Annotated in this window: 15 protein-coding genes and 6 tRNA genes; 14 read left to right on the top strand and 7 right to left on the bottom strand. The window is 53.3% G+C overall.

The features are described from left to right. The first annotated feature begins 20 nt into the window (after positions 1-20). Entirely contained in the window at positions 21-2,345 is a 2,325-nt protein-coding gene (locus tag BLX24_RS03140) for a metallophosphoesterase (protein ID WP_071501580.1), read from the top strand. Positions 2,346-2,447: 102 nt separating this feature from the next. Here BLX24_RS03140 and BLX24_RS03135 read toward each other — a convergent pair whose 3' ends face one another. The 3 genes from BLX24_RS03135 to argS form a co-directional block, all read right to left on the bottom strand. Next, entirely contained in the window at positions 2,448-3,368 is a 921-nt protein-coding gene (locus BLX24_RS03135; RefSeq protein WP_071501804.1) for a 1,4-dihydroxy-2-naphthoate polyprenyltransferase, read from the bottom strand. 85 nt (positions 3,369-3,453) lie between these two features. Further along, a complete protein-coding gene (locus BLX24_RS03130; protein WP_071501579.1) occupies positions 3,454-4,077 on the bottom strand; it encodes a glutathione peroxidase in 624 nt (207 codons plus the stop codon). A gap of 10 nt (positions 4,078-4,087) precedes the next feature. Continuing rightward, entirely contained in the window at positions 4,088-5,887 is a 1,800-nt protein-coding gene (argS, locus tag BLX24_RS03125; RefSeq protein WP_071501578.1) for an arginine--tRNA ligase, read from the bottom strand. 323 nt (positions 5,888-6,210) lie between these two features. Here argS and BLX24_RS03120 point away from each other — a divergent pair, with 323 nt between their 5' ends. Then, the gene (locus BLX24_RS03120; RefSeq protein ID WP_071501577.1) at positions 6,211-7,770 is read left to right on the top strand and encodes a hypothetical protein; all 1,560 of its coding nucleotides are present in this window, start codon (positions 6,211-6,213) and stop codon (positions 7,768-7,770) included. A 79-nt stretch (positions 7,771-7,849) separates the two neighbouring features. Here the strand turns inward: BLX24_RS03120 and BLX24_RS03115 are convergent, their stop codons facing one another. Then, complete coding sequence (locus BLX24_RS03115) at positions 7,850-8,074, bottom strand: DUF2905 domain-containing protein (protein WP_071501803.1); 225 nt, start codon at positions 8,072-8,074, stop codon at positions 7,850-7,852. 125 nt (positions 8,075-8,199) lie between these two features. On the opposite strand from BLX24_RS03115, the gene BLX24_RS03110 reads away from it, so the two are divergent. The 3 genes from BLX24_RS03110 to BLX24_RS03100 all read left to right on the top strand — a co-directional run bounded on the left by BLX24_RS03110 (position 8,200) and on the right by BLX24_RS03100 (position 10,239). Then, positions 8,200-9,018 carry a universal stress protein gene (locus BLX24_RS03110; RefSeq protein WP_071501576.1) on the top strand — a complete coding sequence of 273 codons (819 nt, stop codon included), beginning with the start codon at positions 8,200-8,202 and terminating at the stop codon, positions 9,016-9,018. A gap of 11 nt (positions 9,019-9,029) precedes the next feature. After that, positions 9,030-9,416, top strand: a complete 387-nt coding sequence (locus tag BLX24_RS03105; RefSeq protein ID WP_071501575.1) for a hypothetical protein — start codon at positions 9,030-9,032, stop codon at positions 9,414-9,416. 73 nt (positions 9,417-9,489) lie between these two features. Next, positions 9,490-10,239 carry an acyl-CoA desaturase gene (locus BLX24_RS03100; RefSeq protein WP_071501574.1) on the top strand — a complete coding sequence of 250 codons (750 nt, stop codon included), beginning with the start codon at positions 9,490-9,492 and terminating at the stop codon, positions 10,237-10,239. A gap of 150 nt (positions 10,240-10,389) precedes the next feature. Here the strand turns inward: BLX24_RS03100 and BLX24_RS03095 are convergent, their stop codons facing one another. After that, positions 10,390-12,927 (bottom strand): M14 family zinc carboxypeptidase, encoded by a 2,538-nt coding sequence (locus BLX24_RS03095; protein ID WP_071501573.1) that lies wholly within the window; start codon positions 12,925-12,927, stop codon positions 10,390-10,392. 216 nt (positions 12,928-13,143) lie between these two features. On the opposite strand from BLX24_RS03095, the gene BLX24_RS03090 reads away from it, so the two are divergent. From BLX24_RS03090 to BLX24_RS03055, 8 genes are all read left to right on the top strand, one after another. Continuing rightward, positions 13,144-13,215, top strand: a tRNA-Glu gene (locus BLX24_RS03090). Between the two features lie 57 nt (positions 13,216-13,272). Next, positions 13,273-13,344 (top strand) — tRNA-Glu (locus BLX24_RS03085). 57 nt (positions 13,345-13,401) lie between these two features. Next, positions 13,402-13,473 (top strand) — tRNA-Glu (locus tag BLX24_RS03080). Between the two features lie 57 nt (positions 13,474-13,530). Beyond that, a tRNA-Glu gene (locus tag BLX24_RS03075) sits at positions 13,531-13,602 on the top strand. A 57-nt stretch (positions 13,603-13,659) separates the two neighbouring features. Further along, a tRNA-Glu gene (locus BLX24_RS03070) sits at positions 13,660-13,731 on the top strand. A gap of 57 nt (positions 13,732-13,788) precedes the next feature. Next, positions 13,789-13,860 (top strand) — tRNA-Glu (locus BLX24_RS03065). A gap of 124 nt (positions 13,861-13,984) precedes the next feature. Then, positions 13,985-16,543: a magnesium-translocating P-type ATPase gene (gene mgtA / locus BLX24_RS03060; RefSeq protein ID WP_071501572.1), complete on the top strand. Its 2,559-nt coding sequence runs from the start codon at positions 13,985-13,987 to the stop codon at positions 16,541-16,543. A 49-nt stretch (positions 16,544-16,592) separates the two neighbouring features. Then, a complete protein-coding gene (locus BLX24_RS03055; RefSeq protein ID WP_071501571.1) occupies positions 16,593-17,612 on the top strand; it encodes an aldo/keto reductase in 1,020 nt (339 codons plus the stop codon). Between the two features lie 329 nt (positions 17,613-17,941). Here the strand turns inward: BLX24_RS03055 and BLX24_RS32560 are convergent, their stop codons facing one another. Further along, entirely contained in the window at positions 17,942-18,085 is a 144-nt protein-coding gene (locus BLX24_RS32560; RefSeq protein WP_177225762.1) for a hypothetical protein, read from the bottom strand. Positions 18,086-18,155: 70 nt separating this feature from the next. Then, on the bottom strand, positions 18,156-18,980 hold the full coding sequence (locus BLX24_RS03050; RefSeq protein ID WP_071501570.1) for an SGNH/GDSL hydrolase family protein: 825 nt from the start codon (positions 18,978-18,980) through the stop codon (positions 18,156-18,158). A gap of 104 nt (positions 18,981-19,084) precedes the next feature. On the opposite strand from BLX24_RS03050, the gene BLX24_RS03045 reads away from it, so the two are divergent. Beyond that, the gene (locus BLX24_RS03045; RefSeq protein ID WP_071501569.1) at positions 19,085-19,429 is read left to right on the top strand and encodes an ArsC family reductase; all 345 of its coding nucleotides are present in this window, start codon (positions 19,085-19,087) and stop codon (positions 19,427-19,429) included.

Here is a 19,429-nt window from a genome sequence, read left to right as displayed (position 1 = left end):
GTTTCCGTCCTGATCTTCCTATGCACAAGAACTTATACATTACATTTCTAATCATTCTCAACAGCTTACCGGCGATGGCACAGCAATCCATCGCGTACCTGACCCGGATTCCCTACCTGCAGGTAGTTACGCCAACGGGTATCACTGTCCGCTGGCGAACCGATAAGGCCGTGGCCGGTCAAGTCTGGTATGGCACGAATCCCGATCAGATGACGGCAATCGCGTCTGAAGCACAGCCTGCCACCGAACACATTGTCTCGCTTACCGGCCTCCAGCCGGCGACAATGTATTACTATGCGGTCGGACAGCCGGACGTGAAAATTGCCTACGGCACGGATTATACCTTTAAAACGGCCCTGCCAGCCGGTGACCGTCGTCCGTTCCGGATCTGGGCGCTCGGCGATTTCGGGTGTGGTACCGACAATCAGTTTGCAACCTATGAGCAGTATAAAAAAGTAGCGACGCAGAATCCGGCAAACCTGTGGCTGTGGCTGGGCGATAATGCCTATTCGGCCGGATATGATGAACAGTTCCAGCAGTTTGTCTTTAACGTCTATACCAAAACGCTGCCCAATCTGCCGTTCTGGCCAGTGCCGGGAAACCACGATTACGGCAACAACGCTAATGTGCGGGACCTGCCGTATTTCACCAATTTCAGTACTCCGCAAAAGGGAGAAGCGGGCGGGCTGGCGTCCGGCTCAAAACAATATTATTCTTACGACTACGGCAACGTGCATTTTGTCGCCCTCGATTCGTATGGCTACGAAGCCGGTCTATGGCGGCTGGCTGATACGACCGGCACGCAGGTACAATGGCTTAAACGGGATCTGGCGGCCACTAAACAGCCCTGGAAAGTAGTCTATTTTCACCACCCGCCCTACTCAAAAGGTTCACACAACTCGGATGCCGAAACTGAGTTGATCCTGATCCGCGAAAACCTGACCGGTATTCTGGAACGCTATGGCGTGGATCTGGTGCTCTCAGGCCATAGTCATCTCTACGAACGCTCGTACCGGTTGCGGGGGCTGAAAGGACCGTCGACATCGTTTACAAAAAACACCGACCTGGCCGAACAAACCAACGGGCGGTACGACGGTACGCCGAACAGCTGCCCGATGCTGACAAAAGGGGAGGGCACCGTCTACATCGTGGCCGGCTCGGGCGGGCAGATGGATCAGGCCGTGGCGGCCGATTATCCGCATGTGGCCATGGCCTACAGCAATACTACCGTGGGCGGCTCGGTGCTGATCGACATGAACGACAACCGTATGGACGTGAAATGGCTGACCAGCACCGGGCAGATCGGCGACCAGTTTACGATCCTGAAAAACACAAACCGGACGCAGCGGCTATCGCTGGAATACGGCGAGCAGCGCGAATTGCAGGCGTCGTGGCCGGGCGAGTACCGCTGGCAGTCGGGTCAAACGGGCCGGTCCATTACGGTTTCGCCCACGCAGCCGGCCAATTTTGTCGTAACGGATCCGCTGAATTGCCTCCGCGATGAGTTCCAGCTCAGCGTTATGCCAAAACCTCGCATCGTACCGGCAGCTCCTCCGGCAACGTCGGTTTGCGTCGGTACCAGCTTCCCGATTCTGATTACGGCCGAAAACTCAACTAAAGCCGATCAGTGGACGTATGACATTCAGCTTTCGGATGCGGCCGGCCGGTTTGACGCGCCGACAGTCATCGGCAGCGGCACCCGCCAGAACCTGCGCGCCACTATACCCGCCGCCTTGCCGGCGGGCAACGGCTACCGCTACCGTGTGGTGACCAAATCGGTAGATTTTGCCGAATCGGTGGAGAGTGCCACGTTTGCCGTGAAAGGGCTGTCGATGGCCAGTCTTAGCGGCACGGCAACCATCATGCAGGGCAGCAGCACCCCGCTATCGATTACCTTTACCGGCGACGGGCCGTGGAAAGGTGTCCTGAGCGACGGAACGGCCTTTTCTGCCATTACTTCGCCGGTTACCCTGACAGTACAGCCACAAGCCACAACCACCTATCAGATTCAGCGGGTAGAGAACAACTGCGGGGCTGGCATGGTGACGGGTCAGGCCGTGGTGACCGTGCAGGTAATCATGGGAACTGAAGAACTCGCGGGCGGCAAACTGGCCGTGTACCCGAATCCTACCTCGGGCGTGGTGTCGGTAGACCTGACCTTACCAACCCCGCAGGCGGCTACCCTGACGGTGCTGAATACACAGGGGCAGGTCGTGCAGACCAAAGGCTTTAAAACAGCCAATGCCCATCATACCCAACTACAGCTCCCTGCCGCCGCCGGAACGTACTTTATCCGCATTGAGGTCAACGGCAAGCAGGTGACGCGACGGGTTGTGAAGCTATAGAGAACGCTGTTAAAAAAACTCCCCGAAGGTTTAGGGCTCGTCTATTGCTTTTTAGTAGAAGATTTAGTGGTGGCACGACTTAGAGTCGTGCCACCACTGTATTTACAACACCTGTCCCAGTCCGAACAGAATCACAAACAGCAGCGTCGATAACGCCAGCTGACCCAGCCGCGGGTTGAGGCTACCGGCCTGCGTATGGGTAGCAATGGCGCGGCCGTTGAGGATGAACAGCGGAAACGACAGCACATACAGGTAGCCAATCACCGGGGCGCCCGACAGCACCGAATACATAAGCGCCATAACCATGCCGCCCAGCAGCAGAAACCAGTGGTACTGAATGGCGCGGGCGCGGCCCAGTCGTACCGGAATCGAATTTTTGCCGGTTTTGGCATCGGTTTCGATGTCACGGATATTGTTGATATTCAGAACACCCGTGGCAAAAAAGCCCACACTGCTGGCGGGCAATAACAAGATTGGCGAAAACGCCAGCGTTTGCAGGTAATAGGTCCCCATCACCCCGACCCAGCCGAAAAAGATCAGTACCGCAATGTCGCCGAAACCGGCATAACCATAGGGGCGCTTGCCGTTGGTGTAGGCGATGGCGGCGGCAATACACAGTACGCCAAGCACCAGAAAAACCCAGAACGTATACGACGGGCCGGTGGCATCGGACGTGGCAATGACCGGCTGTGCGGTCGCTTCGATCAGGAGCCAGATGCCGGTAATCAGCGATAGGCCCGAGGTCACTACAATGCCTTTAAACATGGCTTCCTTCGTGATCAGGCCTGTCGCCACAGCGCGGCGCGGACCAACACGTTCGGCCGTGTCTTTACCCGAAATGGCATCGCCATAGTCGTTGGCAAAGTTGGACAGGATTTGCAGAAAAATGGTCGTCAGAGAGGCCAGCAGGGTAATTGTCCAGCTGAATTGACCGGCGGCAGCGGCTAAAAAACTGCCAAGAATGATGCTGGCCAGAGCCAGTGGGAGAGTGCGCGGGCGGGCCGCAGCAAGCCAACTTTTCATATAGGTCTCAAACATGAATGAGTGAATAGCACAATCAGTTACTGATTCTGCCACTCACTCATTCAAATAGGCTTAAAAATTTCTGTTACAGCCCAACCGCCTTCAGGAATTCAGGCGCTGTTGGTTTCACGGCAGAAGCAAAAAAGTGGGTTACCTGACCTTTTTCGTCGACCACGTATTTGCAGAAGTTCCACTTAGGGGCCTGGTCGTTCCAGCCGTTCAGGTCTTTTTTCGACAACCACTGATAGAGCGGGTGCTGGTTATCACCTACCACGTCGATTTTTTCGAACATCGGGAAGGTGACACCGTAATTTTTCTGGCAGAACGAAGCAATTTCCTGGTTAGAGCCAGACTCCTGGTTACCGAAGTTGTTGGCCGGGAAGCCCAGAACAACCACTTTATCGCCGTGTTCCTTATAGAATTTTTCCCAGTCGGCATACTGTGGCGTGTAGCCACAGGCAGAGGCTGTGTTGAGCAATACGACCTTTTTACCTTTAAACTTGTCGAGGTTTACCGATTTGCCGTCCAGCGACTTCATTGTGAAATCGTACAGCGATTTTGTACCAGCATAATCCATGTTTGCAGGGGCCGTATACACGGCGCTTTTGTTGCTGAAAATGTGTTTGATGATACGGGTTACCGACATAAAACTAGATAACGTAACAATAACCGCCAGGGTAGCGATGGTTAGCAGAATGGGCTTTTTCATTGGTCTTGGTTTACATTTTGTCAGGTACTTCAATGCCTAATAACGACATTACCTTGCGAATGGTTTGGCCGACCGCCTGAGAAATTGCCAGACGAATCTGTGCTTTCCCGGCGTCGGGTTCCTGCAGGATCGACACCTCGGCATAGAACTGGTTATAGGTCTTGGCCAGGTCATAGGCAAACTGGGCCAGTTGCGACGGTGCGTAGGCCGCTCCGGCATCAGCGATCCGCTGCGGATACTGGCTTAGCAAAAAGATCAGCTGCTGTTCAAGTTCGTGTAACTGAACGCCTTCCGGAATAGCAACCTGCGTCAGCAGGCCGGTCAGCAGGCCGTTCTGCATCGCCTTTGCTTCAACCGATTTCGTCCGCGTGTGTGTGTACTGAATGAACGGGCCGGTATGGCCATGCACGTCAACCGACTCGGCAGGGTTGAACATCATCCGTTTCTGCGGATCAACCTTGAGCAGGTAATATTTCAGGGCCCCCAGGCCAATCATCCGGAACAGGGCGTCCCGCTGGTTTTCCGACATGTCGTCGTACCGGCTTTTGGCGGCTTGCTCGGCAGCTTCGGCGGCGGCGGCGGTTACTTCGCGGATCAGGTCATCGGCATCAACGACCGTTCCTTCCCGCGATTTCATTTTACCGCTCGGCAGGTCAACCATGCCATACGACAGGTGGTAACAGCCTGGCGCATAGGAACGCCCCAACCGGTTCAGGATGGCAAACAGCACGTTAAAGTGGTAATCCTGCTCGTTGCCCACGACCCACACCATGCGGTTGGTACCGAAGTCCTGAAACTTAATATCGGTCGTGCCCAGATCCTGAGTCATGTACACCGATGTGCCGTCGGACCGGAGCACCAGTTTCTGGTCGAGGCCTTCGCTGGTGAGATCAATCCAGACAGAGTTGTCGTCTTTACGGTAGAAAACCCCTTTTTCCAGCCCTTCGTCCACTACGTCTTTACCCAGCAGGTACGTGTTTGATTCGTAGTAGGTTTTGTCGAAGCTGACCCCGATTTTGCGGTAGGTTTCGTCAAAGCCGGCAAACACCCACTCGTTCATCTGCTTCCAGAGCGCTACGGTTGCTTCGTCGCCCTGTTCCCATTTCCGGAGCATTTCCTGCGCTTCCATCATCAGCGGGGCTTTTTTCTCGGCCACTTCCTTATCCATGCCACCGGCCACCAGCTGTTCGATTTCGGCTTTGTAGGCCTTGTCGAACAAAACGTAATATTTACCGATGAAGTGGTCACCTTTCATCCCCGCCGATGCCGGTGTCTCGCCGTTGCTGAACTTCTGGTAGGCCAGCATCGACTTACAGATGTGAATCCCCCGGTCGTTGACCAGACATGCTTTTACGACATCATAGCCATTCGCTTCCAGAATCCGGCTGACCGAATCGCCGAGGAAGTTGTTGCGGAGGTGGCCGAGGTGAAGCGGCTTGTTGGTATTCGGTGAGGAAAACTCAACCATCACCGATTCGTTTTTCTTCGGTAAAGTACCGAATGTCGGGTTACCCAGAATGCTGTTCAGCACGTACAGCCACACGGCATCGTCAATGCTCAGGTTCAGAAAGCCCTGCACAGCATTGAAACGGCTGACGACCGGCGAGTTTTCCTGCAACCAGGCACCGATTTCCTGCCCGATTACGTGCGGCGGTTTGCGGAGGGCTTTGGTGAGCGGGAAGGTTACGAACGTATAGAGTCCTTCAAATTCTTTTTTGGTCGGTTGCAGCGTTACCTCGTCGATGGTCGTGCCATACAAGGTGCTGATGGCTTGTTGAATATCCTGTTTAAGCTGGTCCTGAATGTCCATTTACATCATCTACCGCTTCAGCGGTGGTATTTTTATGGGCGCAAAAGTACTAAGCTTTCTCCGGTTTTCGTCCGGCGGGGATTCAGAATGTTGTAGCCGGGCGTGATAGGTAGATTATGCCAGTAGCCGGGCTATACACGTTTATATGAGTATTTGCCAGTACCCTGTTCAAATGAGAATGAATAGGATAAGCTGTAATCACCTGGCCAAAACCATCCGCCCGTTTAATCGGTTATCCGCATATACATACCAAAACCATCAGGTACAGGAGGGCTGACTGGTAGAAAAACGGTAACTTAAGTCTTTTAGTCAAAAACAAGTATATGCTTCAACGTCTCCTTTTCGGCATTGGTTTACTGGGTTGTTGCCTGGCACAGCCTGTTTGGGCCCAGTTTGAACAGGCCAAACGGATTGAGATTGTGCCTGATGCCAATCAGGATGAGACGTTCGATATGACTCCCCTGCAGGAACGGGGGGCGCTGCTGACTGTGCGCCGCAGCGGGTATTATGCCGCATCGCCGATGCAGTTCCGCTTTATCCGCTACACAACCGACCTGAAAGAGCAATGGGTGGTCGAATACAAGCCTGACTACAAATACAATGCGGTAACGTCGTTTCATAATACCGAGTACATGTACTGGCTTTTCCACGAATCGGATTCGGAACGATACCTGTTTTTCCGGATCAATCTGGAAGACGGGATCACTGAAACCTTTGAAGGAGAGTTGCTGTATGGCCTTGACGTGCAGCAGTTTAAGGTGCTGAACGGGCAGGCCTACATCGGCGGCTATCACCGCAACCGGCCGGTGGTTATGTCGTTTTCGTTTTTCGACAAAACCATGAAGGTACTGCCGGGGCTGTATTCCAACCATCAGGAAATCAGTAGTCTGGAAATTGATGAAGCCCGCCGCGAGGTGCATGTCCTTGTGCATACCATGCGAAAAAAATGTCAGTTTTCGCTGCGTTCCTATACTTATGAAAGCAAACCGCTGCGAACCGTTGAGTTCGACGGAGCCGAACGCAGCCTTATTTCCGGTAAACTGGTGCGGGTCAACGAGCAGGAACAGGTGCTGATCGGCAATTACTCGACCGATTGCACACCCTATTCGCAGGGCGTATATGTCACCCGTGTGCACGCCGCTGACAATGGCCCGGCCAACCCCGACAACATTCAGTTTGTCGAATTTTCGCAGCTGAAAAACTTCTTTAACTACATGAAGCCGCGGCGGCAGGAGAAGCTGATTGCCAAAATTCTGAAGCGCAAGGAAACCGGGAAAGACTATAAATTCCGTTACCGGCTGCTGGTGCATGACCCGATGCTGACACCCGAAGGCCTGGTTTTACTGGCAGAGGTCTACTATCCGCAGTATCGCGGAACCGCCTTGCCGTATACCGGGAACGTAAGCCGGACGGCAGACCGCTATTTCGAGGGCTATCGCTACACCCACGCTTTTGTGTGTGGCTTCGACCGGCAGGGAAATCTGTTGTGGGATAACTGCCTGCCCATTGAAGATCTTGAAAGTAGTGAACTGACCGAGAAAGTACAGGTCTCGCAGCGGGATGATAAGCTGGTCCTGGCTTACCCGAATAAGGATAAAATCCATACAGAAGTAATTCAGGGGGCTAATACGCTGAAAGAGCGGGAAAATTTTTCGCTGAAAGATATGTACAAGAAAGGCGAACTGCTGCAATCGGATCATGAGCATATTATGGCCTGGTACGGGCAGTATTTCCTCGCTTGCGGCATGCAGAAATTTTCGTCGAGCCACGACGGAACAGGTAAGGAAGTGTACTACATCAATAAAATGACCTATCAGCTCAGTGATCTGAAAAAGGTAACGGAAACCTCAACGCGAAATCCTTCAAGCCGGCGCTACGAATAAAATTGGCGTATTCGTAGAGACGCAACATCTTGCGTCTCTAACAACATTTTGTAGTACTGAGACGCAAGATGTTGCGTCTCTACAGGAATTTACGGATCAGGGCGATGACCAGATTCAGCACGATGCTGACAAGGATGCAGGTTACAATCGGAAAGTAAAAGCCGCCGTTTTTGCCTTCTATCCGGATATCGCCGGGCAGATGCCCCAGCCACCTCAGTTTATCCCCGAAAAAATAAATAAGCGCACCAACGGCCACAACCGCGAGGCCGATGTAGATGATGTATTTGCCGGATGCAGGATTCATACGGCGAAGATAACCGGAATCAGGGTTCGGGCCACCATTTTGTAAATCATGGCATGGGCTGATGGTCGTCATGAAAGCAGCCGGCGGGCTGGTCTACTTTTGACTAACCAAATGCCCTGTGCCCCATGAAAACTATTCTTTTTGCTACTGACTTTTCGGAGGCCTCAGAAAATGCCTCAATGATCGCCATGCAGATGGCCGTACAGCTCAATGCGCGGCTGGTGCTTTTTCATGCCTACCAGCCCTGGCTTTTCAAAACCGATTTTCCGGTAAAAGGTAATCTGAACCCTGAGCTCCAGCGGCTGGAGGCGATGCGTAATCTGGCAAGGCTGCGCCGGAAACTGGCTAAGTCGTCGAATACAAAGGTTATGGCGGAGGTAGTGGCCCGCGAAGGTCTGACACTCGACGTGTTGCAGGAGATGGTGAACGACTATAAGCCGGATGTGCTGGTGATGAGTACGGCCGGCGACGCTCCGCAGGCCGCCCGCTTGTTTGGTAGCCTCACAACGGCCATGATCGCCAGAACCACCGTGCCGATGTTGCTGGTGCCGCCAACCATTTCAACCCTGCATATCAGGCAGCTGACGCTGGCCCTCGATCTGACCAAAACGGTTGATGCCGTGGCCCTCGACAGCGTTGCCCGCTTTGCGCTGGCTTTTGAGGCCGCCGTGGACATGGTGTGTATTACCGGAAATCCCGATGATCCGGCACTCCGGAAGGCAGCCGAACATATCCGGGAGCTGTTCCGGTTTGTTCCGCATACCATGAGCCTGATACAAGGAGAACAACTGACCGAAAATCTGCAGCGGTTCATCGACGAACACAAAACCGATATGCTGGTGATGCTGCCACAGGCGCATGGCTGGTTTGAACAACTCTTTACCGAAAGTAACACCCAACGCATGGCGCGGCAATCGGATATTCCGGTGCTGGCTGTGGTCTAACCCATACAACTATGAAAACTGTCGTAAGTCAGCAAATCAGTGATTATCACCTGCTGCACCGGATCTGGCAAAGCGAGCTCCGGACGGCCGAGCAGCAACTCGGCGTTTACCGCGATATGCTGGATGCGGTCAATAATCCGCAGGCGGCCCGGCAAAGCGCCCGGTTAGCCGATGAAATTGACCATTATAAACGGCTGGTGCCGGAAATCCTGCACGAAATGCACGACGTGGACGTAGAGATGGTGGTGGCCATCCGGAATCAGGAACGGATGGATCAGGAAACGCGGAAAGACCAGCGGTACCTACAGGAAAAAATGGACGATTTCGATGCCAATTACCAGCGTTTCCGTCAGCAGATACGCCGTTTCCTGGCCGAAACATTAATTCATCCGCTATGACAGCGGTCATAACGCAGGCCGGATCCGGACTGTAGTTTCGCAGCAGATTTTTTAGCGTTTATTCCCGGTTAACATGATTATTCTTTGTTTTTTTCTCCTGCACTGGTACCTGTCGGTGTTTATGCAAACCTTCTTTCTGCATCGGTATGCAGCCCATCAGATGTTTACCATGAGTAAGGGTTGGGAGAAGTTTTTTTACGTCGTAACGTTTATTTCACAGGGCTCGTCGTTTCTGAGCCCGCGGGCATACGGGATCATGCACCGGTTACATCATGCCTATGCCGACACCGAAAAAGACCCGCATTCGCCGGATTATTCGGATAACCTGTTTGATATGATGTGGAAGACCAAAGGCTTTTACAACGATATCGTCCATAACCGCGATCATATCGACCCTAAGTTTAAGAAAGGGGTACCAAACTGGGAGTTTATGGAGTGGCTGGGCGATCGCTGGATGGTCCGGATTGCGTGGGGAACGGCCTATGTGCTGTTTTATATCTACTTCGCAACCGCCTGGTGGATGTTCCTGCTGCTGCCGTTTCATTTCCTGATGGGGCCGGTTCACGGGGCCATCATCAACTGGTATGCCCATCGCTATGGGTACACGAATTTTAAGGTAGACGATACGGCTAAAAATCTCCTGCCGTTCGACTTTCTGATGATGGGCGAATCGTACCATAACAACCACCATAAGTTTGGCGGGCGGGCCAACTTCGGCGGCTTCCGCTGGCATGAATTTGACCCGACGTATCCGTTCCTGAAATTCCTGAACGGGATCGGTGTCATCAAGTTAAAATTGAATAACGACCTGAAATATATGTAGTCCGAATCCCTTGTGAGAAACGTTCCTCACAATTTTTATTACCAACTAACTACTAAAAAAAGCCGGAATTTCCGGCTTTTTTTGTTTGGCGAAAAACAAAACTCACCGGGAGTTGTAACCTCCCGGTGAGTTGACAGGACGTTGATAAGGCTAATTACCAACCATAAATACGGCGTTGCCGAAGAGCAGTTTTCCGTTATACCAGAAACCACGGAACAGCGGGTTATCGGCCAGATACACGATACTGCCGCGACCCAGTTGCTGCACGCCCATCGAGAGGGTGTTCTTCAGTTTTTCCTTCGCGTTTTTACCGGAGAAACCAGCCACATAATTGTTTTCTTTCAGGTAGCCGACATTCCAGCCATCTTTCAGGAAATCAAAATTATGGGTGTCCTGCACGAGCGCGTAATACCCGCCCGACAGACCGAAGGCCAGCGGATGGGTAGTGTCGAGTGTTATGCGGTAAATGCTGCCCGGCGACTCGTCGACGATCGCATCGCGCTCGCGGCTGGCATAGGTTTTCAGCGAGTCGGTAGCCGATTTTTTATCTTTTGCTTTCGGACTCTCCTCTTTTTCTGGTTTTGTTTTGAGGTCAAAATCAGCCTTGCCGGCCAGTGCATCGGCGGCGCGTTCGATCGCAATCAGCTTGCCACCCGCCCGGATCCAGTCTTTCATGGCATTCAGGGTGCGCTCATTCAGGATGCGGCCATAGCCCGACCCGGTTGGCAGCACCAGTACATCCAGGCGGTTCCACTGAATGCCGCCGAGATCATTGGGATTGATCAGCGTTACCGGGTAACCCAGTTCTTGATCGAAATAATGCCAGACCTCACCCGATGAGGTGGCGGTTGTGCCTTCGCCGATAACCAGCCCGACGCGCGGCGCTTTCAGGACCATCACAAAGTCAGAGCCAAAGTCAGAGCCTTTTGTGACAAAACCCGTCCCGGCCGCTGTCAGGCTGATGCCCGCCGATTTGGCGGTTTCCTGCACCAGCGCATCAAAACGGTCGCCGAGGCGTTCGTTACCGGCGCGGGTGATCAGCAGTGTACCGGCGCTGTAGGTTTTACCATCCAGTTCAAACGGTTTTTCGGCCGAGCGGACACGTACTTTCTGGTTCAGCAACGTGGCCAGAAACTTAACCGATTGCAGCGATTCCCACGAGGCCAGGTAGGCATATGGTTTGCCGGCCGGGGTGGCGGCTGGTTGCGGCTCCTGATAAGCTACCGGGTTCAGACGTGTCGTGACGCCATAGGTTTGCAGGCCATAGGCATACGGCAGCGACCAGGCCGTGATGTCGTACGTAACCGAATCTTCCAGCATCGACTTAGGCTCAAACAGGATTTTCAGCAGCGTTGATTTCGGCTGATAGGCACTGATTACCAGGTCTTCGGCGCTGATCGACACCGATTTGTCGTTCTGCTGGGTCATGTAGTTAAAGGCCGGAGCCGCCGACGCTTTCCCTGCCATGCCGTAGCGGATACCGTTAAGGTCGAGTAGTTTACGCAGGGCACGGATACGGCCCTGATCCCCCGAACTTTTAATGACATAGGTTTTATACGGGCCAACCGGGTTTGTCTGCGACTTTTCGAAAAAGCTGGTAAACTCTTTCACCAGATCGGCCGATTTGTCAGCCGCGGCCTCCAGGGTGGCAAAGCTGGCCGCAACGTGGTGGTCGATCCGTTGGCGGAGGGTAAGCGTATCGCCGTCCATTTTTTCGATAGCCAGACCCGAGCGGCTGTTACCCCCCTGTTCGTAGGTCATACCGATGGCACCGTTGTAGGTCGGCCAGGTATCACCGTAGCTTGGATAGAACAAATCAAACCGTTCGCGGGTGTAATACAGCCAGTTGTTTCGGTCGAAGTAACGGCTGCAATACTGACCGATGACCTGCTGCATCTGCCGCTGGAAACCGGTAATGTCTTCGTGGTACGGTTTGGCCGACGGAGCAAAATAGTAAGGGCTTTCAACGCCCATTTCGTGGAAGTCGCCGTGCAGTTGTGGCATCCATTGCTGGTAAAATGCCATGCGCTGCCGGGTGATTTCCTGCGTTTGCCACGCCCAGTCTCGGTTGGGGTCGAAGTAGTAATGGGTGTAGCGACCGCCCGGCCATGGTTCGTTGTGTTCACGGGCAAACGGGATCGGGTTCGGCGTTGCGCCCAGCATCTGGTTAAACCAGTTTACATACCGGTCGTGGCCATCGGGGTTCAGGTCGGCGTCGAGAATCACCACGGCATTGGTTGCCACTTTACCGGCAATCGGGTGGGTACCGCTGACCAGTCCATACAGAACGTCCATAAACGCTTCTGAACTGACGGCTTCGTTGCCATGCACGTTGTAGCTCAGCCAGGCAATGGCCGGTCCGGATGCATTCACCGGTTTTCCGTCGAGCATACCAATGCGTTTCAGGTTATCGGTCCGGATTTCTTCCAGTTTGGCCATGTTGGCTTCGCTGGCTACAGCCACGGCCATCAGCGGGCGACCCTCATAAGTGGTCCCGTACGGCAGTAATTTAACACGGTTGGGGGCCTGGCGGGCAATTTGTTCGGCATACGCCAGTACGCGGTGGTGCGGGGTGTACCGTTGGCCGATGCGGTAGCCTAAAAACTGTTCAGGCGTGATAACGGTGGTTTGTGCCAGCGTAGTGAGGCTCAGAAAGAGCAGCCCGGCCAGCCATGAGAAGTGTTTCATGAAACGGTTATTCGTTGAAAGTTAGCGAAGGGTAAAAATAGTAGTAAAAACGGGTGGAAATTATTTTTCACGAAAATTTTGGTCCTTGTATTTGCATTTTAAAGATATCGCCGTACTTTTGCGGACCGATTTACGAGAAAGCAGCCAAAAATGCTGACTCGACAGCCTAGATGCCGGGGTTCATCTAAGCCGGATTCAGAAACCCCACCCATATTTGGCCGATTCGTCTAGCGGTTAGGACATCGCCCTTTCACGGCGGTAACACGGGTTCGATTCCCGTATCGGTCACTCAGGTTTGCATGCCGGGGTTCGCGCAAACCAGATTCAGAAACCCCACCCATATTTGGCCGATTCGTCTAGCGGTTAGGACATCGCCCTTTCACGGCGGTAACACGGGTTCGATTCCCGTATCGGTCACTCAGGTTTGCATGCCGGGGTTCGCGCAAACCAGATTCAGAAACCCCACCCATATTTGGCCGATTCGTCTAGCGGTTAGGACATCGCCCTTTCACGGCGGTAACACGGGTTCGATTCCCGTATCGGTCACTCAGGTTTGCATGCCGGGGTTCGCGCAAACCAGATTCAGAAACCCCACCCATATTTGGCCGATTCGTCTAGCGGTTAGGACATCGCCCTTTCACGGCGGTAACACGGGTTCGATTCCCGTATCGGTCACTCAGGTTTGCATGCCGGGGTTCGCGCAAACCAGATTCAGAAACCCCACCCATATTTGGCCGATTCGTCTAGCGGTTAGGACATCGCCCTTTCACGGCGGTAACACGGGTTCGATTCCCGTATCGGTCACTCAGGTTTGCATGCCGGGGTTCGCGCAAACCAGATTCAGAAACCCCATCCATATTTGGCCGATTCGTCTAGCGGTTAGGACATCGCCCTTTCACGGCGGTAACACGGGTTCGATTCCCGTATCGGTCACTGCCCAAAGCCCCTGAACCAGTTCAGGGGCTTTTCTTTTGGCATCATTTTACGGATACCCCGTATAAATCCATAACTTGCCGGTGCAACCTGAATTCGTGTTGTCAATTCATCTTGCCATGCTATGGATAGTTCCCGTTCCGCAGGCACCGTCGAAGACGTGGATGCATTCTGGTCCGCCGATCCGCAGGATCTTCTCCGCCGGCTGACTACCACAGCGGCTGGTCTGTCAACCCCGCAGGCAGAACAAATTCGCCGGACTTCGGGGGTAAATCAGCTACAGACTACCCGAAAATCCTCCTGCATCGGTTTACTACTGAGCCAGTTCAAAGGGCCGGTGTCTATTATTCTGCTCGCTGCCGCTGTGCTGTCGGCGTTTCTGGGAGATACGACTGATGCTATCATCATTTTTATCATTATCCTCGTCAGTGGTCTGCTCGGTTTCTGGCAGGAAAAAGGCGCTTCCGATGCCATGCAGGACCTGTTGTCGATTGTGACGGTCAAGGCATTGGTCTTCCGGGATGGTCAGCCCGTCAGTCTCCCGACGGAACAGCTCGTGCCGGGGGATATTATTCAGTTGCGGGCCGGGGATCTGATTCCGGCCGACTGTTATCTGCTGGACGCCAACGAACTATATGTAAACGAAGCCACATTAACCGGCGAAACATATCCGGTTGATAAACTGCCTGGTATAACCCCGGCTGATACCCCCATTGCCAGGCGGCAGAATGCGCTCTTTATGGGCTCCCATGTAGTAAGCGGGAGCGGGAAGGCGGTTGTGGTCCATACCGGTATCCAGACGGAACTGGGCCATATCGCTAACCGGATCAGTGCTGCCCCGCCCGAAACCGGCTTCGAGCGGGGTGTCCGCCATTTCGGATATATGCTGATGCAGATCACGCTGGTACTGGTCATGCTGATTTTTGCTGTGAATGTCGGTCTGCATAAACCGGCGCTCAATGCCTTTATGTTTTCGCTGGCCATCGCGGTCGGGCTAACCCCGCAGCTGCTGCCGGCCATTATCAGCATCAACCTGTCGAAAGGGGCGGGGCGGATGGCCCGACAACAGGTGATCATTAAGCGCCTTTCGGCCATTGAAAACATCGGGAGCATGAATATCCTGTGTTCGGATAAAACCGGTACGCTGACCGAAGGCAACGTTAAGGTCGACCGGATTATGGCTATCAACGGACAGGTCTTTCCGAAAGCACAGCTTCTGGCAAAAATCAACGCTCAGCTCCAGCAGGGATTCCGGAATCCGATCGACGAAGCGATTCTGTCGGCTGATGCTACCGATGTAGCAGGCTATCCCCGGCTGGATGAAATTCCCTATGATTTTATCCGCAAGCGGCTGACGATTCTGACAGAACTGGATGGGCAGTACGTGATGAGTACCAAAGGAGCGGTGCAACAAATCCTCAGTATTTGTGTAAACGCCGATAACGGTTCGGGTCGTCTGGTGCCCATTGCCGACGTTCAGGCACAAATCGATGCGCTCTATCATCAGTTGAGTAGCCAGGGATTCCGTACGTTGGGCATTGCCACAAAAATCATTTCGGGAAAGCCGGAAATCGATAAGCCGGATGAAGCAGGAATGACCTTTCTGGGCTTAATTACGCTCTTTGACCCGCCCAAAGCCGGTATTCAGCAAACGCTGAATGAATTGTCGGGGTTGGGCATCCAGCTCAAAATGATTACGGGAGATAATGCGCTGGTTGCGGCGAGTGCGGCCGCGCGTATGGGTATTCATACCCCCGAAGTGCTGACGGGCAGTATGATCCGGCAACTGAGTCCGGAGGCGCTGCGGCATAAGGTGAGACACACCAGCGTGTTTGCCGAGGTAGAGCCGAATCAGAAAGAAAGTCTGATCCGGGCCCTGCAACAGGCCGGTTTTGTGGTGGGGTATATAGGCGACGGCATTAATGACGCCAGTGCCCTGCATGCTGCCGACGTCGGCATTTCGGTCGATACGGCGGTCGATGTCGCTAAGGAATCGGCCGATATTGTGTTGCTGCAGCAAAACCTGAATGTGCTGATCGACGGCGTCCGCGAGGGCCGCCGCACCTTTGCCAACACGATGAAGTACATTTTTATGGCTACGAGCGCTAACTTCGGCAACATGTTCAGCATGGCAGGAGCATCCCTGTTTCTGCCTTTCCTGCCCCTGTTGCCTACCCAGATTTTGCTGACAAACCTGCTGACCGATTTGCCGCAAATGGTAATCAGCTCCGATAATGTAGAACCGGATACGATCGATAAGCCAACCAACTGGGACCTTCGGTTTATCCGGCGGTTTATGCTGACGTTCGGACTGTTAAGTTCGGTGTTTGATTACATCAGCTTCTTTTTGCTGCTGTATGTATTCCGGACGGATGAGGCTCATTTTCAGACCGGATGGTTCGTCGAATCCGTCCTGTCGGCGTCTGTCATTGTGCTGGTGGTCCGTACGCGGCGTGTATTTTACCGCGCCAGACCCGGCAAGTGGCTGGTACTGGCAACGGTTTTTATCGTGGGGCTTGTGTTGGTGTTGCCCGTGACACCGGTTGCTCAGGCTTTTGGGTTTAAGCCCTTGCCGTTGCATCTGTACGGGGTCATCCCGGGAATCGTCGGTGCGTATGCCATATCGGCCGAAGGACTGAAATACTGGTTTTACAAACATGAGCGTAAGGCCCTGCCCGGCTGAACTGAGCAGACCATAAACCGTGTTTAGCGGATACATAAACAAACCAACGATGAACTATAACTATGTAGGAGAAACCGGACTCGTGGTTTCAGAATTATGTCTGGGTACAATGACATTCGGCGGACAGAATGCCGGTATGTGGGAGAGCATCGGCAAACTGCAGCAGCAGGAGGTCAACGACATCATTAAAACGGCCGTGGAAGCGGGCATTAATTTTATCGATACCGCCAATGTGTATTCCTTCGGTCAGTCGGAGCAGTTGCTGGGGCAGTCCCTGATTGATCTTGGTATTCCGCGCGATCAGGTGGTGATTGCTACCAAAGTGCTGGGCCGCATGGATCCCCGCCCGAACAGCGCCGGTCTCTCGCGGTACCACATCTTTAACTCGGTCGAAGCCAGCCTGAAGCGCCTGCAAATGGAGTATATCGATATCCTGTATGTACACGGGGTTGATCCGGTTACGTCCATTGAGCAGATTGTGCATTCCCTGAACGACATCGTTGCCAGTGGCAAGGTGCGCTACATCGCCATCTGTAACTGGCCGGCCTGGATGGTCGCCACGGCGCAGGAAATCGCAAAACGCAACGGCTGGCAGCCTTTCATCGGTCTGCAGTATTATTACTCCGCCGTCTCGCGCGATATTGAGCATGAACTGGTACCGATGGCAAAACACCATAAACTGGCCATTTTCCCGTGGAGTCCGCTGGCGGGCGGCTTTCTGTCGGGTAAATTCACCCGTGAAGGCTCATCGGCCGGTTCCCGCCGCGAGTCGTTTGATTTTCCGCCGATTGATAAGGAAAAAGCCTATGATCTGGTGGACGTGTTCAGCGGTATTGCGGCCGCGCATGAGGTAACCGTAGCGCAGGTTGCGCTGGCCTGGGTACGTCAGCAGCCGGGCGTAACCAGTACCATCATCGGAGCCAAAAGCACGGCCCAGCTGACCGACAACCTGCAATCGGTAAAGGTGCAGTTAACGGCCGGAGACCTTCAGAAAATAGACGAAGTCAGCCCGCTGCCGAAACAGTATCCGGGCTGGATGGTCGAACGTCAGTCGGCCTACCGGATGTAAAGAGATGTAGGTTTACCGGTTGATGGAGGGTTTAATGGCTTGATTGTTATAGAGTTAATATAGATTTAACAGCGATGAAAGCGGAGCACCCCGTTCTGCTTTTATCGCTGTTAATGATTTGAGGGCGACCGGAGAACCTGATTCGGATAGGATATGATGAGGCTTTTTGGGCCTGAATGCTGCCATTTTACCAGAATACCCGGAGACCTTCAGGTTGGTAAAGTTTTACCGCCTCATCGCCGGAAATGAATGTTAACTGTAATGTCATCGCATGGTGGATAAGTAATCTGTCGACTCCTTTGTCTGCCCAATGAACTAACTGGCGTTTTTTAGGCTTTCCCGGCTGCTTTTACACTAAATATGCCACAATCTCTTTTTTTGCCATACGTAATGGGAATCTCTTTCCCGTTCTGAACAGCTTTTAAGGCGTCTGAAAAATGAGTTTTTAAATCACCGGCTGTCAGGATGTTCATATTGATTGTTTCACAGGGAATACTGCTGGATTTCTTTGTCGCGGCGTTGGTGATGAGGCAGGGAAGTGCCTTAAAACCGCTTCATCACCCTGACGACCTCCCTGCTGATAATTTCATTGCCCTTATCGGACGGGTGGAGCCCGTCATAGGTGGCGCCGATAGACTCCACCGGATACGGGTATTCGTCGGTGGCGGGGTCAAACGGAATGTCAATGAACGCCGGATAGCGGACGTTTTTGTACTGACCGGTTTCCGGATCCTTCAGCCGCTTAAACCGGACCAGTTTTTTGTGGCTGAGCGATTTGAGGTGGTACAGGTCAATGACCGGCAGGTGCTCGTGTTTGCCAATTGAATCAACGGCGGCGGCAACCTGTTCGAGCGTCTGCCCGTTTTTGGCCTTGTAGGAGCCATAAGCGTTGTTTTTCGGATTGTTGATATACACAAAATCGACGCGCTGCATGGGTGTGATCAGCAGAATCGGGGCGGCCGGATTCAGGGACCTGAGCTTATCAATAATGGTCCGGTAAGCGCCGTAGACGGTCCCGTTGCCGGTTTTCTGTGCGTAATCTGTAAACCGGCCCAGTGGCTTGCCACCCCACCAGTCGTTTGTTCCCAGAAAAACCGAATATACATCGGCTTTGGTCAGGCCCAGTTTGTCGATGGATTCGGCAATACGGATAACCGTCCAGCCATTGTAGCCTTTGTTGACGTAGTGCACATACGGCAGCTTGTCCGTTACGCGGGTGAGGTAGCCTTTCTGAACACGGTTGCCGGTTTCGTCGGCGTGATCGTTGAGGTAGGTGATAGAGTCGCCCAGGGCCAGCCAGGTCATGTCGGGGTGGGTAAAGGCAAAAAGCAGGGCAATAACGGGAATGCAGCAAAGCAACTTTTTCATGTATGATCAGGGTTAACGGAATGATAAGGCCGGAAGGGCGGGAATTTAACCGTATGGCGCGTATTTTTGCCCCATCCTGAAATCCTGTCAAAAAACAGAAACGCATGAAGACCTTATTTGCAATACCGAATTGTGATACAGTGAAGAAAGCACGGACCTGGCTGGCCGCTCAAGGTATCGATTATCAGTTTCACGACTACAAAAAGCAAGGCATCGACCGCGCTACCATTGGTCATTGGCTGACGCAGAAACCGTGGGAAGAGCTCATAAACCGGGCCGGAACAACCTGGAAAAAATTGCCGGACGCCGAAAAACCAACCACACAGGAAGGGGCTATTCAACTGATGATCGACAAACCATCGGTGATCCGCCGGCCACTGATCGAACAGGACGGCCGGATTATTGCCCTTGGCTTTAAACCGGACCAGTACGAACAGCTGTTCGGGTAA

Source organism: Arsenicibacter rosenii (assembly GCF_001870735.1).
GTDB lineage: Bacteria > Bacteroidota > Bacteroidia > Cytophagales > Spirosomataceae > Arsenicibacter > Arsenicibacter rosenii.
The sequence above is the reverse complement of the archived record's forward strand: the minus strand, read 5'-3'. Positions and strand labels throughout refer to the sequence as shown.